Origin of the sequence: Sphingobacterium paludis (assembly GCF_004364125.1) — a bacterium.
In the GTDB taxonomy this organism is placed as follows: Bacteria; Bacteroidota; Bacteroidia; order Sphingobacteriales; family Sphingobacteriaceae; genus Sphingobacterium; species Sphingobacterium paludis.
Map to the genome: position 1 here is coordinate 16868 of NZ_SNZV01000009.1, position 16168 is coordinate 33035.

Genomic DNA, 16168 nt, shown 5'->3' on the forward strand with positions numbered 1-16168 from the left:
AAGGTATTGCGAAAACTTGTGGAAAATAGAGATGATCTGCTTGAACTTATTACTTTTGTGGAATCATATTGAACAACAGCTTCTATGGACGCAATCGTAACGTATTTCTCCGAAATAAACCCGGTTTTAGCGGCATTATATGCCTCCATTTTTACATGGTTGGTTACCGCATTGGGTGCCTCATTTGTATTTTTCTTCAAAACCATGAACCGCAATTTTCTGGATGCCATGCTGGGGTTTACCGGCGGCGTTATGGTCGCGGCCAGCATCTGGAGTTTATTAATACCTGCCATTGATATGAGTGATGGTGAAGGCTTCGCCCAAGTTTTGCCTAGCATTGTGGGTTTCCTCATGGGCGCGGGTTTTCTATTTGCGTTGGATAAACTGCTGCCCCACCTCCATGTTAATTTCAAGCAGGTCGAGGGTGTAAAATCTCCGTGGCAGAAAACGACACTTTTGGTCTTGGCCATTACCTTACACAACATCCCCGAAGGACTGGCTGTAGGCGTTTTGTTTGGCGCTGTGGCCGCTGGCATTCCTGATGCCAGTATCGGCGGTGCTGTGGCCCTAGCCCTAGGCATTGGTCTACAAAATTTTCCGGAAGGTATCGCTGTTTCTATGCCGCTGCGTGGCATGGGCATATCGCGCCGCAAAAGCTTTTATTACGGTCAGCTTTCGGCCATTGTAGAGCCTATGGCCGCCGTGCTTGGTGCACTAGCAGTGGGGTTTTTCACGCCTATTTTGCCTTACGCACTGGCTTTTGCTGCCGGCGCCATGATATTTGTCGTGGTAGAGGAAGTTATACCGGAGGCACAGCAAAACAAAGATTCTGATTTAGCCACGATTGGCTTTATTGGTGGCTTTATCGTGATGATGACTTTGGATGTGGTTTTGGGCTAACTATCTACAAACACGCATAAAAAAATCCTGAAGTTGGGTACTTCAGGATTTTTTTACTAACCAATTACTAACTAACCTAATTTATGAAAAAAATTACTCTATTGTTATTCTTAAAACGCCGCAACGTTGGAAATAGTGTTTTGTAAACTAGCTTTTAACACCTTTTAACAAAAATTAAGCAAAACACCCCCTCAAACATCATTTGCACCTGTTTCCATTTCTTGTATTAAAATCTAATAGGTCAAATTGACGAAAAAGATTGTCCCTACCCTTTCAAAGATCTGGCTCGCTTACGATGCCTGTTAAACCAAATGATACAATTGAAAAAACACGACGAATAAAAGCGCTAACACTAACCAAAACAATTTGAGAGTTGCGGGAACGGCGTAAATGGATTTAACTACTTTATTTAACATACTGCACGATTTAAAGGCGAGTTTACTTCACGACTACAGCTCCCTCCCCTAGAACTTCCCTTGCTGCTTTCTGCTTGAGGCTTAGCAACGAGGTAAACAACAAATCTCTACAAACCGTGAATAAATCGAGCAAATATACACTTAAAATTTTATTTTTCAATACTTTTTGAAAACAAAATATATCAACCTTTTGCCAATCTTTGCCTTACAGACGGCGCCTAGATCACATATTGCTGAACAGCGGTAATCCCTTGTGCATAGCGCATATTGACAACTTCGCCAATCACAATGATGGCAGGATGGCAAACATTATCCTGTTCACATATCTTTGCCAAATCCCGAATGGCGCCCTGCACCACCCTTTGCTGCGGAAGGGAGGCGTTTTGTATTACAGCTACCGGCATATCGCCTTTTCCATATAATACGTATGCACGCGCTATCTCATGCAATTTCCGCATGCCCATATAAATGACGACCGTTGATTTACTACGCACAGCTAAGGAAAGATCTGTGGCAAAGCTACCGTCACGCTTCATGCCCGTCATGGCCCAAACTCCTTCGCTAACATCGCGATGGGTTAACGGTATTGCGTTCATGCCGGCTCCCTGCATACTGCTTATACCCGGAATATACTCCACATCGATGCCATAGGCACGCGCAGTCAACCATTCTTCAAAACCTCGTCCAAAAATATAGGGATCGCCTCCCTTTAACCGGACTACTCGTTGGAATTTACTGCAAAAAGAGACGATCAGCTCGTTTATATTTTCCTGACCTACGTATTCGCCATAGGGTTTTTTACCTACATAACAGGTTATGCATTCTTTTGGTGCCAAATGCAGCAAATCATCATTGATTAAATTATCAAATAAGATCACTTGAGCATTTTTTATAGCCTTATAGGCTTTTATCGTTAGTAATTCTGGATCTCCAGGCCCAGATCCGACTATGAATAACTTGTTTTGTGCATCAATCATACTAAACTGTCATTTTTAAACTTTAAACGTATTCAAATTTATCAAAATATATGGCACAAGTCATATAAAAATTCAATAAAAACAAATTTTGAATAAAAAAATATTACAAATATCATGTTTTTATCGATTTTATAACTTTAAATTTGATAGATTAGCATAATAAAATTTAGAATATGGATTTTAACCACGAAATTCTACCGGTATGAAAAAGAAAACAGTCATCATAATTGGAAACGGCATGGTTGGCAACAAGATTTGCGAAAAACTACGCTCGAAATCCGAAAACCTCTCCATTGTTATGTTTTCCGAGGAGCCAATTCGTGCTTATGATAGGGTTCATCTAACAGATTACTTCAAAACCAATGCCGTGGAAGACCTTTTTTTAAAAGAAAAGGTGTGGTATGAAGAAAATGAGATCGAATTACATCTGAATGACCCGATCGTCGACGTCAACACCATTTTACGCGAGGTATCCTCTCTTCACGGCATCCATCGTTCATACGATTTTTTAATCCTTGCCACCGGATCTGAAGCTTTCGTTCCCCCTATCCCAGGTGTAAACAAGATTGGCGTTTTCCTTTACCGCACTATCGAAGATCTTGATCTTATTCAAGCTTACGCTGCAACGGCAAGCAAGGGCACGGTTATGGGTGGTGGACTTTTAGGGCTGGAGGCTGCCAAGGCCTTACTGGATTTAGGCATGGCAGACACGTCCATCGTTGAATTTGCTGCGCGCTTGATGCCTCGCCAAATTGACGATGCCGCGAGCCGCGTCCTGGAAGCAAAACTTATGGAACTGGGCTTGAAATGCCTTCTTCAAAAATCGGCTATAGCGATCCGCGGCGAGGAAAAGATTGAAGAGATTGCTTTTGCTGACGGCAGCATCTTGGAAACAGACCTGTTGATCATTTCAGCTGGCATACGCCCTCGGGATGAGCTTGCTAAAAAGATTGGCCTCGCCGTAGGCCCACGCGGCGGAATTATGGTAAATGCACAGATGCAGACCTCGATCCCCGACATTTACGCTATAGGCGAATGTGCTCTTGCACACGATATGATATATGGACTTGTGGCACCGGGCTATGAGATGGCCGAAATAGCGGCATCCCATCTACTAGGTGTCGAAAAATCGTTTTCCGGCTTTGACATGAGCACAAAACTTAAACTACTCGGGGTTGACGTGGCAAGCTTTGGGGATCCATTTATCGATGCCCCTTATGCGCTCCCCATAGTTTTTGAAGACAGCCATAACGGCATATACAAAAGGCTAAACGTGAGCCCAGACGGCCAGCGTTTGTTAGGAGGCATTTTGGTTGGCGAGGCGGCAGCATACAACATGCTTTTACAAACCGTTAATAACAACCTTCCGCTACCGGAAAATCCGGCGGAGCTCCTTTTCGAGGAAAAGAAAAACAGCGAAAAATCAATATCAAACGGCATTGCCGCGTTGCCTGACAGCGCATTAATATGCAGTTGTGAGGGAATCAGCAAAGCACAGATATGCGATGCCGTGACGTTGCAGAACTGTGAGAACGCGGACGCGGTAAAGCAATGCACAAAAGCAGGATCGGGCTGCGGCGGCTGTGTGCCGATGATCAAGGATTTGGTAACCTTTAGCATGAAACAACAGGGAAAATATGTTCGCAATACCGTTTGCGAGCATTTTGACCTCAGCAGGCAAGAACTTTATGATTTAATAAAAATACACGAGCTTAAGAGCTATGATGAGGTCATCGATACATTGGGAAGGGGCCATGGGTGTGAGACGTGCAAGCCTTTGGTATCCTCGCTTTTAGCCAGTTTATGGAATGAGATGATTCTGCGCAAAGGAAATGATGTCGCACAGGACAGCAACGACCGTTATCTCGCCAATATTCAAAAAGGAGGCACCTACTCGGTCGTACCACGCATTCCAGGCGGCGAAATCCTTCCCGACAAACTGATCGTCATCGGTCAGGTAGCTAAAAAATATGGGCTATACACGAAGATCACGGGAGGACAGCGTATTGACATGTTTGGCGCCCACATTAACGATTTGCCAAACATTTGGGAAGAGCTTATTGCGGCTGGCTTTGAAAGTGGACATGCTTATGGGAAAGCCTTGCGCACGGTAAAAAGCTGCGTAGGCAGCACCTGGTGTCGCTTTGGACTGCATGACAGCGTTTCATTTGCTATTCAGATTGAGGAGCGCTACCGCGGCATCCGGGCACCACACAAATTTAAATCAGCGGTAAGCGGCTGCATACGCGAATGTGCGGAAGCACAGAGCAAAGATTTTGGCATTATCGCTACGGAAAAGGGCTGGAATCTTTACGTATGTGGCAACGGGGGCAGCAAACCGCAACACGCTCTTTTACTCGCCAGTGACATTGACAGCGAGACTTGTATTCGCTATATCGATCGTTTCCTGATGTTTTACATCCGTACTGCAGACCCGCTGACACGCACAGCGACCTGGCTTAATAAAATGGACGGAGGCATCGACTACCTACGAAATGTTGTGGTAAACGACAGCCTGAACATGGCTACCACGTGGGAACAGGACATGCAGAAACTTGTTAGTGCCTATCAATGTGAATGGAAAGTTGCGGTGGAAGATCCAAACATCCGAAAGCGATTTGTACACTTTGTCAATGCTCCGGACGAGAAAGATAGCAACGTGCGTTTCGACGATTTCCGAGGCCAGAAAAAGGCAGCAGATTGGAATACCCCCGTACTTTAGTAAAACCGCTAAAATTAAACACATATGGAAACCTTGGTTAACACAAACTGGCTTGAAGCATGTCGCACCGAAGATGCTATCGAAAACGGAGGGGTATGCCTCAAACTGCAAGACAAACAAATTGCGCTGTTCTACTTCACCAGGCGCAACGAGTGGTATGCGACGCAAAACGAATGCCCACATAAAAGGCAAATGATTTTAAGCCGTGGCATGCTCGGATCACTTGGCGACACGCCAAAAGTCGCTTGTCCATTTCATAAAAAAACGTTCGCACTGGATACGGGAGAATGCCTTTCAGGCGATGAATGTGCCATCGAAACCTATCCAGTGAAAGTTGAAAATGGTCGCGTGTACATCGCTCTGACACGTGAAACCCCGACACTGGACATGCAATAAACATCTCACTCCTTTATCATCTTCAAAACTATGGATTACATCAGCCCAAAAGAAGTTGCCGGCGCCATGATGAGCACCGCAATTCACAAATCGTCGTTGCAGATTAAAGACTTACTTATCCGAGGCGCGCTATCCGGTGCACTACTGGCGATATCCGTTACACTGGCTCTCATGGCGACCACGCAAACAGGACTCAGCCTGGTTGGAGCGTTTGTATTTCCCGTTGGCTTTGTCATCATCGTGATCTTAGGACTCGAACTGGTCACAGGTAGCTTCTCGTTAGTTCCGCTTGCTTGGCTGGAAGGAAAAATCAGCTTACGTGCCATGTTAAACAATCTTTTCTGGGCTTTTATCGGAAACCTGATCGGCAGCGTACTTTTCGCCACGCTCTTTTGGGCAGCGAGTACCGAGACAGGACAAATTACCCAATTGGGCGCCATTGAGCAAGCGCTGGTCACGATAAGCGAGAAAAAAACGCTAGGCTACGGGCTGCATGGTGCACCCGGCTTATTTGCAGCATTTGTAAAAGCGATATTATGCAATTGGATGGTGTGTATGGGGGTCGTGATGTCGATGACATCCAAATCTACGCTGGGCAAAATCTTGGCAGCCGGCATTCCCATCTTTATTTTTTTTGCGTTGGGCTATGAGCATGCGGTGGTTAATATGTTTGTGATCCCTGCAGGCATGATGTTTGGCGCGAAAGTAAGCTTCTCTGACTGGTGGCTTTACAACCAGCTAATCGTTACAGCCGGTAACATAGTAGGCGGTCTGCTTTTTACCGGCATGGCCATCTACTACACGCACAATAGCAAAGAAACACATACAGCCGTATAATTAAGATAACACCACAGACAACGAACGTTATGCATAACTTAATCAAAGCCCTGACACTTTTTTTGTGTTTCGGCCTGAAAAACAACACACTTTTCGCGCAGCAGGGAACGATCAAAGGTAGCCTGTTTGAGGGTACGGTGGTAGCCGGCTATGTTGACAAAGGGGCCTACATTAATTGTACAGGTCCTGCGGTCAAATACAGCCGCCCCGGCGCAAGCATTTTACTCGGGCTACTACCCACCCTAAAAATTAAAGAAGATAAAGTCGAGGAAGGAAAACCAAAAAATTCGGTAATAACACCTACACTTGGTTTTGGCATGACGGCCTGCATTGGTCACTTTGCCCTTCAGATGCCCGCCTTTTATACGGCCAAGACGGCTACAACGGATGGCAAGTGGAAAGTCGGGCTGGGAATAGGCTATAAATTTTAACGGGAGATACTAGGGAAGTACGGGGCTTGGGGGTAAAGTTACGGGCAAGCTTTACCCGCCTCGTTTTTTATGGGTTCTTTTGCAAGGCCAGCACGTTCAAAGCTGGCATATTGGCGAGAAATATCTTTTTACCCTCCAGGCGCAACAAGCCTGTCTCCGTAAACTCAACCAACACGCGATAGATGCTTTCGTAGGTCGTTCCCAAATAGGCCGCCAAATCCGTTTTGCTCAACGTTATACCCAAGTATCCATCGCCATCACCCGTACTAAACATCTTGTAGAGCAGCACAAGGCTCCAAGCTAATCGATTTTTAACGGGCAGCCGCAACATGTTGGACATTTTCTGCTCGGAAACCTGCAATTCATCTGCGAAAAACAACAGCAGCTGGTAGGTAAAATTTGTGTTGAACCGTAGCGTTGACATAAAGAAGGCAATATCTACAAAGCAAAGCACCGTGGGCTCTAGTGCCGTTGCGGATATCGGATAGTCATCTTGCGTGGCGCCTACGCCACGATGACCAACGATAGCGCCATTTTTGGCAAACCTCACGATCATTTCTTTATCTCCCCAGCGTCTGTGCACCTTAACAAGTCCTGATTGCACGAAATAAACACCGCGCACCGCGCCGCCCTCCTCGATGAACCGTTCGCCACGCTTCAGCTTGATAACCTGCTTATTATTATCGATTTGGTTACGCCATTCTTGCTCGACGTGTCGGCACATAAAACAGGAATAATCGCAGCTTTTTGATTTTGTTAACTTCATGGATTTCTTTTGCTTCACCGCAAACTACCCCCAAAGGTAAAACTATTCAGCATAATTTCAGTGGCGTATGACAAAAAGTGACGGTTGGGGTGGCTTAGAACAAGCAGGTACAAAAAAGCATGCCCTTAAGTTCTCCGACGGGCGTCCGAGAACCTAGGGCATTCATTTTTGATAACTAAACAACATATATGAAAATCAGGTTGACTAACACAACCTCTACTTTCCTAAATAAAAAATTGCGCGCACAAAGGTTTAGGGGTCAGATTCCGCGATACATTCGCAAACTTTATTACGCTATTTTGGGCTATTTTACGTCCCGCTTTTGTCGGATTTTTGCTCAAAAAACAACGAACTTCGACAAACTCTATAAAGATAGTATTTATTCTTTAAATAGCAAACTCAACTCCGTCATTTACTGAATATTCGACATTTTCGTACACAAAAAGAACTACCTGTTTAAACAAATAAATTTCGGGAGAGCTTTGCTTTCTTCGCCATCCTTTTTCTTAGCTTTGCAAGCCTTGGCAGGTCCGCGATCGAAAGAGTACAATGACAGCTTGAGCTTCGAGCGCAACGCACGAAGAAACAGCGGTTTCTAACAGAAGAAATCCTCAGCAATGCCGAACACCAACACGTACCAAAATATGCTAGATATTTCAAAGGCTATTAAAACAAATAGAGGGTAGCAAGATCTTGCGTTAGTTATTTCGATATGACGTATCCATGTTTGGAAAACGCAGATACTGATGAATAAAAGAACGATCTGTCAGCTGGCGGATGACAATTGATGACAATTAAAGAATAAATTTTACAGCTATGAAATTGATCATTTTTGATTTAGACGGCACCTTGGTTGACACCTTACAAGATTTGGCAAACTGTTGTAACCATGTCTTGCGGGCAAACGGCTTTCCAACGCATGCCGAACTCGCTTATAAATATTTCGTTGGAAATGGCGTTCGCACGTTGGTGGAGCGGGCGCTCCCGCCAAGTGCCCGCGATGCGGAAACAGTTGACAAGGTCAAGCAAGACTTTATCGATTATTATAGTATACACGCACAAGACCATACCCAACCCTATCCGGGGATTACGCCGCTTTTAAAACAATTAAAAGAAAAGGGGTACTTACTCAGTGTCGCTTCCAACAAATATCATGAGGCTACCGTTGCACTCGTGAATTTCTATTTTCCTGATGTTGCCTTCGATCTGGTCTTAGGCCACCGTGCGGATCGACCCGCGAAACCGGATCCAGACATTGTTTTCGATACGTTAGAAACATTGGGCATTGCTAAAGATCAGTGCTACTATTTGGGTGATTCATCTGTAGACATGATCACGGCCTCAAAAGCCGGTGTAACGGCCGTTGGCGTTACCTGGGGATTCCGAACAGAAGATGAATTACGCAAAAGCGGCGCTAGGTATATCATCCATGAACCCGAAAGTCTGCTTCGTGTTATCTAAATCAGACATTAATTTAATCGAAACAGACAACCTTCGCAGTTTAGTCAAATTCCTGTCAATTAAGTACTACAATTTCCACGTATGATTTTGTCGATAGTGGAAAAAGTCTTATATTTGTACTATCATAATTTAGGTTTATAATTGGTTAGCTAAAGGTTTTCATTCTCCCCGTTTGAAAACCTTTTATTTTTTTATAGCTATTCCATAAAGACAGTTGTCGCTGCGTTGTAAGATTGCTTTGCCCTCCTTCGTTGTCTGAAAGATCGCTTCGTCCTCGTTCCTCCTTCTCGCGATGACGAGTACGCTTCCGATAGAGTTACTATCTCAATCCGCGCTACGCACTACCATTCGTTTTCGAAACAGAGCACCTGAAGGAGACAAAGGATTTTAGTCATTTTTGTCCCCAAAAGTGATGTCCTGCCGCAGCAAGCGGCGGAGAGGTTTAAAGGAGGGGGAGTAAGTGCGCAGAATAATTGTAGTTCGCTGGTACAGTATACATGAACACATAACAATTGACCTCGCAAAGGTCACATATATATAGCAAGTAATTGAGGATTTAACCGACCCCGTAGTGGGTCGCATATCTATTGATCGTTTGTCTAGTGCGACCCGCTCCGGGGTCGAAAATCGTAACAGTTTTTCTGGCTATAAACATTTGACCCCGTTGGGTCATTCCTACACGGTTTAAAATGGTTCGAGGGTGCAATTTCTTATCACCATCCAAGCACATCGAACGTTTACATATTAGCTAGGCATACCGAAATATATTTTACATCCTGCCACTTCGCTGTACGAAAGATCGCTTCGTCGTCGTTCCTCTTTCTCGCGGTGATGAGTGCTCTAAGTACTAAAATCTATGTAATAAATACTATCTACTCATATCTCAATTCGCATTACGCACTACGCACTACCGAAAGATCGCTTCGTCGTCGTTCCTCTTTCTCGCGGTGATGAGTGCTCTAAGTACTAAAATCTATGTACTAAATACTATCTACTCATATCTCAATTCGCAATACGCACTACGCACTACCGAAAGATCGCTTCGCCGTCGGTTCTACTTCTCGCGGTGATGAGTGCTCTAAGTACTAAAATCTATGTACTAAATACTATCTACTCATATCTCAATTCGCAATTCGCAATACGCAATACCGGAAATTGCTTCGTCCTCGTTCCTCCTCCTCGCGATGACACTTACTCTACCTACTAAGTACTAAAATCTATGTACTAAACACGATCTACTCATATCTCAATTCGCACTACGCAATACTTACTACACATTACCCTTTAGACAACGTAATACTGTTCCCATCCTTTTCGAGGCGGAGGCCCTACCAATAGCGCCTGTGCGAACTTATCATTCACAATTTCCTTTTTCTGTGGATCAAACTGAAGCTTACCATTCAGTCGCTGTGCTAAAACACCTAGGCAGAATACTTGGCTTAGCGGCCCTGCAATTGCAAACGGCGATCGCGTTTCTTCTTGTCCTTTACAGGCTTTTAAGAAATTGGCAAAGTGGTTGGACGGAGAATCTGGCACGACCGGAAGCTTATTCGCTAAATCTTTCGCCTTCGCTTCTGGAATGATTTGCAAGGTGCTGGCATGTGAGCCACCCTTGAAAGTTAGGTCCTTCCCATAGATAATTTTTCCCGGGTTTAGCTTCGCTGGCTCTATTTTCCCCGTACTTGGCGGCGGAATATTAGGATCTAGCCCGGATACCCCATATCCTTCTGGGATAGGCGGTAGATTGTCTAAGCCATCGTACCAATTAATATCCAAAGCGGGCATTTTTTTACGTGCTGCAAAGCTAAATTTAAGCGTAGATGACATCGGGAAGAAAAAGGAATTGTGTCCTTCAAGTGAAACGGCTTCTACTGCAGTCGGCAATCCTAAATTCAAGAATTGATGGGCGGTATCCAAGATATGTGCTCCCCAATCACCGAGAGCGCCCATGCCAAAATCGAACCAACAACGCCACTGCCCATTGATGAAATCTTTGTTGTAGTTGTGTCCCAAAGTCTGCATTTGCCACAGTTCCCAATCCAACGTTTCTGGAATTTTCTCTGCTGCAGGGAAATTACTGATTTTAGTGTCCCAGCCATGCCAGCGTCGCGGCATATTCATATGTGCATCAATACGCGTTACATCTTTGATGATGCCGGCATCTTTCCATGCTTTAAACTGGAAGTAATTTGCTTCGGAGTGCCCTTGATTACCCATCTGCGTGACCACCTTCGGAAACTTCTTGGCTTTTTGCATCATGAGTTCTACTTCCCAAAAGGTCTTCGCCATTGGTTTCTCCACATACACGTGCTTTCCGAGATCGATAGCCATCATCGTGATAGCGAAGTGTGCAAAATCTGGTGTTCCGACGGTAACAGCATCTATTTTATTGCCCATCTCGTCAAACATCTTTCGAAAATCCTGGTAACGAGGCACATCGGGAAACATGGCGATCAGCTCTTGGGTATGCTTGGCGCCCATGTCCACGTCGCACAGAGCGACGATATTACATAGACCCGTTTTATACAATTCTTTGATGACTTCGCCTCCACGATTACCAATCCCTATGCCCGCAAGGTTAACGCGTTCATTCGGACTGGCCATCTTGACTTGACCAAGGATGCTGTTTGATAATAATACGGCGCCCCCTGCCATAGCGGTGCGGCTTATAAAGCTACGACGTGATAGATAATGATTCATAGGTTTTGCTTATTTAGGGGTTCGCTATTTGATTTTTCTCACCTTTATGCTTCGGAAAGACACGTTGTCGCCATGATCTTGCAGCAAAATGTGGCCTGCCTTGGCTTCTCCGAAATTTTCCCAATCTTTGTACTTACTGATCGCGACAATATCTTTGAACTCTTTGGAGCCTCGTTTATAGCTAAGCATTTTTACGCCATTTAAATAATGTGTCACCATATTATCGGCAGTTACCAATACACGGCCACGGTTCCATTCGCCTATCGGGCGGCGGGCGCGTCCATCTCTGTTCGACGTCATGAGGTCATACAGCGAGGCTAGTGTACGGTTGCCATCTCTTCCGAGTTTGGCATCAGGATGTTTTTCATCATCAAGCACTTGGTACTCCAATCCGATAGCTGAACCTGAGGTCTTTTCCTTCAATGTCACGAAATACTTTACACCACTATTTGCGCCGGGCGTCAGTTTAAACTCGAACGATAAATCAAATACGGCGTATTGATCATTGGTAATAATATCTCCCCCATTTGTAGATTCGCCACCGTCAGACCGTAATACTTTGATTTCTCCATTTTTGATTTCCCAACCCTTGCTTGGAAAAGCGTCGCCGCGCACACTTCGCCATCCGTTCGAACTGCTTCCATCAAACAATAGCTTGTAGCCAGCATTTTTCTCGGCATTGCTCAAGGCATTGGGTTTAAGATTGACAACGTAGATATCTTTCGGGAAAGCGGTGGGTTTAAGGTTTTCCGTTTGAATACGTATATTCTTGAAATACACCTTTTTACCATCTTGCGCATCAGGCACGCTGTGCACTTGCAAGCCGATAAAGCCTGTTGCATCGATAGTATCGACAACGTAAGCGACAGGCACGCCGTTAATCCAAGTGCGCAATTCATCGCCTATTGCTTCAATACGGACATGATTAAACTGATCTTTTTTGTAAGCTGTCTTTGCTTTTTCGTTTAAATCCAGCGGATACAACCAGTTTCTGCGGGCTTCGTCATATATGCCACCTGTCCAGGCACGTGCTGACGGATCAATCTCCACCTGCCTACCGTAAACACGGCCACGACCGTTATTTGCTGCGGCATCAATGTGGCTACGGGTTTGCACCCCGGAGTTTGTTTCGTCACCCTCCAGCTTAATATCGAGTTCTAGAATAAAATCGCCATATTCTTTTTCCGTTATCAAGAACGAATTGGGTGTCCCTTTTGTCATCGTGCCTACAATACTCCCATTTTCAATGGTGTATGGAGCTTTGCCCCCCACTGATTTCCAGCCCTGCAAACTTTTGCCATCAAACAGGTCTTTCCAACCTTTTTTGGATGCTGCTTGCTGTGCATGACTTGTTGCGGGTAAGCAAAACAAGAACAATAACCCACAGGCGGGCAGTAATCTTTTGAACGAATTAACGTAGTTCATGATCATGAATATTTAGTATGTAAGTGTTTATAAATTATCGTTAGCTTCTCGGCTTATCGCGCCGCCGCCCTCTTTACGTAGCGGATAACAAGGCAATGGTTTATCATGTCGCCTTGGCTATGGATACAAGTATATTAATTATTTACTAGCATCCCGAGTAAAAAGATGGTTATCTACGAAAACGTTTTAGGGGCATTATGAGTGCTTTATGGCTACACCGATGCATAAAAAAAGCGTGTAGCCCAAGGGACTCCACGCTTTTCATGTTCTACTAGCCGACGAACGCTAGGCTCTATAGTAGCGCAATTCGATGATATTCGTCGGGATGGGCTGGCTATTCCATTCCTTGTGAATGACCAGCGCAGCGCCAATTGCAGTAGCCTGTGCCATCGATGCGGCATAAATTTCGATATCTGTAAATGCCTTTGCCAACAGGTTCATAAAGATGTTGTTTTTACTGAATCCGCCATCGACAAAGATGCGTTTTATCTTGGTATTGGATAGGGTAAGCTGTGTCGAGGCAACTTGCGCAGCCACGAGGTAAACGATGAGGGCATGGTACGCCTCCACATAATCGGTAAATTCGCTTAGATCTCCATTGCGAAAGGCGTCTAAGGCTGTCGGTGTATTTTTCTCGGTCGTGAGCTTTTCAACCAGCGACCAATTGATTTCGATATTTTTAAACTTGGCTGTTGTTACTTGAAAGTGCTCGGCGATGCGTTTTGTTTGTGATTCATGCTCATAGCCTGCGAACAGGCGAGATGCTTTTACCGGTGTGCCCGCATAGGTCATGTAAAACAGGCAGTCTTTCTCCAATTGTTCTTCCGTGAGCGCCTCCTCATTAAATGGATTTAAGGAAATGCACCATGTTCCTGTGGAAATAAGCACGAAAGGTTCATGAAAATTCAGCAGATAGGGTATTAAGGCGGATGAGCTATCGTGCAGGCCTACGCCTACTTTGTAGGTACTTCCCGGAAAGGCAGCCGAGAAAACTTCATCGCCCTGAACAATGGGAGCCAGTTTGTCTTCGATACCGGTATCGGAGACCCATTGATGGTAGGCTTTTTTTGAAAAGTCCCATAATGCGGTGTGGCAGCCTATGCTTGTCATATCAGAGTACATTTGCCCAGACACCAGAAAGCTGAGGTATTGCGGTAGATGCAAGGCAAACTTCACCTGCTCAAAAATTTCAGGCTTTTCCTGCTGAACTCGATAAACCTGCAATCCTGAATTAAGGCTGCCCAATGCTGGTGATGCGGTTTGCAGCGAAAATTCCCCCACGCCACCGTACAGTGCATGCAAGGCTTTTTCCAAATCTTTCGGGTATTCTTTGAGGTAGTTATAGAGCGGTGTCAATGGACGACCGCTCTCATTTAGATAGACAAAACTTGCTCCGTAAGACGTAAAATTTATAGCTTTAATATCAAATTCATCACGCCGAAACACCTCGTGCAGCGAGTCAAAAACCGATAGCCGCAGACTTTCCAAATTTTCACAGGCATCACCATCCTCGTCTTCAGTTTCCAGAAATCTAGCCGATCGCTCGAAGACGATCTGATAGCGTTCATCAAACAGGAAAAGTTTCTTGTTTGTTTTTCCTACATCAAAAATAGCGACAACCGGTATGCGTGTTTTACCCATAAATATGTACTATAAACCGGTTGCTACCGATTGGTTACCACGCTCTGCTACTAGTTTATTTCTAACGTTCAGTTCGTTAAACAAGGCAACAGGATTAAGTGCCGCTCCTTGACGCAGGCGAGCCTCGGCCACAATAGGGCGTACATCCGTGCGGTAGGCGTTTTGCAAAATCTCTTGCGCCGCCACCACATCATTTCGCTGTTGTGCTGCTTTCAATGCCTCCCGATCCACCAACAACGCTTGCGCGTAAGCTAGCTTTATGGCATCCACGGACTGTAGCAAGTCTACTAACGGGTCTTTCAAATTGTGTGATGCGTCGATCATCCAGCCAAGTCCGGTGGCGTGATCAATGCCTCTTGCGTCCATCCCTTCAACCAATTCATTGAAGATCAGAAACAGTTGGTAAGGCTTTACGCTGCCTGCAGTCAAATCATCATCTGCATATTTACTATCGTTGAAATGGAAACCGGCGAGCTTACCTTCCATCAGCAATAGGGAAACAATTTGTTCGATATTAGCGTTTGGCAGATGGTGCCCCAAGTCGACAAGCGTGTAGGCCTTGTCGCCCAATTTATTAGCCAATAGCAAGGACTGTCCCCAGTCCGCAATGGTAGTCGAGTAGAAATTCGGTTCAAATGCTTTGTATTCCACAAATAGCTTCCAATCTTCAGGAAGATGCGCATAGATCGCTTTTAAACTTTCTAATGTATTTTGAAAGGCTTCGCGGAAGTTCAACTGACCTGGGAATGAGGAGCCATCAGCCAACCATACGGTCAATGCTTTCGATCCCAACGCGACACCGTGGTTAATGACGTCGATATTATGCTGCACAGCCTGCTTGCGTACATTAGGGTCTACATGCTGCAAAGAGCCGAATTTGTAGCTGTATTCCTGATCGGGTTGATCCTGAAAGGTGTTGGAATTTACGGCATCAAACGCTAAGCCGAATGAGGCGGCTAATGCTTTGATTTTTTCCGCATCTTCGGGAATATCCCACGGTATATGCAGGGATATCGCTCCACTGGATTGATTTAATGCATGCAATAGGCCTACATCTTCAATCTTTTGCTCCAAGGTTCCAGGCTCGCCTTTGCCGGAAAAGCGGCCAAAACGCGTACCTCCGGTACCCAAGGCCCAGCTGGGAATAGCAATCTGGAATTTCTCCAGTTTTGCAATAACCTCTTCAACGTTCGTTATATCTTCAGCGAGGTAAGCGAAGGCACGTTCATGCTTTGCTTTCAACTGCTCGTTATGTTGTTCTATACTTTTTTTATCTATTTTCATTTTAAAAAGTAAAAATTTAAAAGTCAAAAGTGATAAGTCAAAATTCAAAATGCGTCATGGCGAGGAAGTATGACGTGGCCATCTGCATTTTCTCAAACACAAGATTGGCTTCCCTTCCTGATCGCCGTGTTCCTCCGTCTCGCAAGACAAAAATGCGTCATGGCGAGGAAGTATGACGTGGCCATCTGCATTTTCTCAAACACAAGATTGGC

General features: G+C 45.0%; 12 protein-coding genes. 6 read left to right on the forward strand and 6 right to left on the reverse strand.

The genetic code is table 11. From position 1 onward, the window contains the following. Positions 1-84: 84 nt before the first annotated feature. Positions 85-900: a ZIP family metal transporter gene (locus tag B0I21_RS16540; RefSeq protein ID WP_133641594.1), complete on the forward strand. Its 816-nt coding sequence runs from the start codon at positions 85-87 to the stop codon at positions 898-900. 634 nt (positions 901-1534) lie between these two features. Here B0I21_RS16540 and cobA read toward each other — a convergent pair. Continuing rightward, positions 1535-2293 (reverse strand): uroporphyrinogen-III C-methyltransferase, encoded by a 759-nt coding sequence (gene cobA / locus B0I21_RS16545; protein WP_133641595.1) that lies wholly within the window; start codon positions 2291-2293, stop codon positions 1535-1537. A 202-nt stretch (positions 2294-2495) separates the two neighbouring features. Here cobA and nirB point away from each other — a divergent pair, with 202 nt between their 5' ends. From nirB to B0I21_RS16565, 4 genes are read left to right on the forward strand one after another with little or no spacing between them, the layout of a single operon-like run. Beyond that, the gene (gene nirB / locus B0I21_RS16550) at positions 2496-5015 is read left to right on the forward strand and encodes a nitrite reductase large subunit NirB (protein WP_133641596.1); all 2520 of its coding nucleotides are present in this window, start codon (positions 2496-2498) and stop codon (positions 5013-5015) included. Positions 5016-5039: 24 nt separating this feature from the next. Further along, a complete protein-coding gene (nirD, locus tag B0I21_RS16555) occupies positions 5040-5411 on the forward strand; it encodes a nitrite reductase small subunit NirD (RefSeq protein WP_133641597.1) in 372 nt (123 codons plus the stop codon). A 30-nt stretch (positions 5412-5441) separates the two neighbouring features. Further along, positions 5442-6248, forward strand: a complete 807-nt coding sequence (locus tag B0I21_RS16560; RefSeq protein WP_133641598.1) for a formate/nitrite transporter family protein — start codon at positions 5442-5444, stop codon at positions 6246-6248. Between the two features lie 29 nt (positions 6249-6277). Then, positions 6278-6679 (forward strand): hypothetical protein, encoded by a 402-nt coding sequence (locus B0I21_RS16565; RefSeq protein WP_243836191.1) that lies wholly within the window; start codon positions 6278-6280, stop codon positions 6677-6679. Between the two features lie 67 nt (positions 6680-6746). On the opposite strand, the gene B0I21_RS16570 is transcribed toward B0I21_RS16565, so the two are convergent. Beyond that, on the reverse strand, positions 6747-7445 hold the full coding sequence (locus tag B0I21_RS16570; protein ID WP_133641599.1) for a Crp/Fnr family transcriptional regulator: 699 nt from the start codon (positions 7443-7445) through the stop codon (positions 6747-6749). Positions 7446-8261: 816 nt separating this feature from the next. Between B0I21_RS16570 and B0I21_RS16575 the strand changes: the two genes are divergently transcribed. After that, a complete protein-coding gene (locus B0I21_RS16575) occupies positions 8262-8906 on the forward strand; it encodes an HAD family hydrolase (protein WP_133641600.1) in 645 nt (214 codons plus the stop codon). Between the two features lie 1284 nt (positions 8907-10190). Here B0I21_RS16575 and B0I21_RS16580 read toward each other — a convergent pair. From B0I21_RS16580 to B0I21_RS16595, 4 genes are all read right to left on the reverse strand, one after another. After that, positions 10191-11606, reverse strand: coding sequence for a Gfo/Idh/MocA family oxidoreductase (locus tag B0I21_RS16580; RefSeq protein ID WP_133641601.1), 1416 nt, complete (start codon positions 11604-11606; stop codon positions 10191-10193). A 24-nt stretch (positions 11607-11630) separates the two neighbouring features. Further along, on the reverse strand, positions 11631-13037 hold the full coding sequence (locus tag B0I21_RS16585) for a 3-keto-disaccharide hydrolase (RefSeq protein WP_394346365.1): 1407 nt from the start codon (positions 13035-13037) through the stop codon (positions 11631-11633). Between the two features lie 279 nt (positions 13038-13316). Then, positions 13317-14672 carry an FGGY-family carbohydrate kinase gene (locus B0I21_RS16590; protein WP_133641603.1) on the reverse strand — a complete coding sequence of 452 codons (1356 nt, stop codon included), beginning with the start codon at positions 14670-14672 and terminating at the stop codon, positions 13317-13319. 9 nt (positions 14673-14681) lie between these two features. Next, positions 14682-15956, reverse strand: coding sequence for a TIM barrel protein (locus tag B0I21_RS16595; protein ID WP_133641604.1), 1275 nt, complete (start codon positions 15954-15956; stop codon positions 14682-14684). Positions 15957-16168: the final 212 nt, after the last annotated feature.

Bases quoted from the DNA above. Each gene is read 5' to 3' on its own strand.
- B0I21_RS16540 (WP_133641594.1), top strand. From the start codon at position 85: ATGGACGCAATCGTAACGTATTTCTCCGAAATAAACCCGGTTTTAGCG.
- cobA (WP_133641595.1), bottom strand. From the start codon at position 2,293: ATGATTGATGCACAAAACAAGTTATTCATAGTCGGATCTGGGCCTGGA.
- nirB (WP_133641596.1), top strand. From the start codon at position 2,496: ATGAAAAAGAAAACAGTCATCATAATTGGAAACGGCATGGTTGGCAAC.
- nirD (WP_133641597.1), top strand. From the start codon at position 5,040: ATGGAAACCTTGGTTAACACAAACTGGCTTGAAGCATGTCGCACCGAA.
- B0I21_RS16560 (WP_133641598.1), top strand. From the start codon at position 5,442: ATGGATTACATCAGCCCAAAAGAAGTTGCCGGCGCCATGATGAGCACC.
- B0I21_RS16565 (WP_243836191.1), top strand. From the start codon at position 6,278: ATGCATAACTTAATCAAAGCCCTGACACTTTTTTTGTGTTTCGGCCTG.
- B0I21_RS16570 (WP_133641599.1), bottom strand. From the start codon at position 7,445: ATGAAGTTAACAAAATCAAAAAGCTGCGATTATTCCTGTTTTATGTGC.
- B0I21_RS16575 (WP_133641600.1), top strand. From the start codon at position 8,262: ATGAAATTGATCATTTTTGATTTAGACGGCACCTTGGTTGACACCTTA.
- B0I21_RS16580 (WP_133641601.1), bottom strand. From the start codon at position 11,606: ATGAATCATTATCTATCACGTCGTAGCTTTATAAGCCGCACCGCTATG.
- B0I21_RS16585 (WP_394346365.1), bottom strand. From the start codon at position 13,037: ATGATCATGAACTACGTTAATTCGTTCAAAAGATTACTGCCCGCCTGT.
- B0I21_RS16590 (WP_133641603.1), bottom strand. From the start codon at position 14,672: ATGGGTAAAACACGCATACCGGTTGTCGCTATTTTTGATGTAGGAAAA.
- B0I21_RS16595 (WP_133641604.1), bottom strand. From the start codon at position 15,956: ATGAAAATAGATAAAAAAAGTATAGAACAACATAACGAGCAGTTGAAA.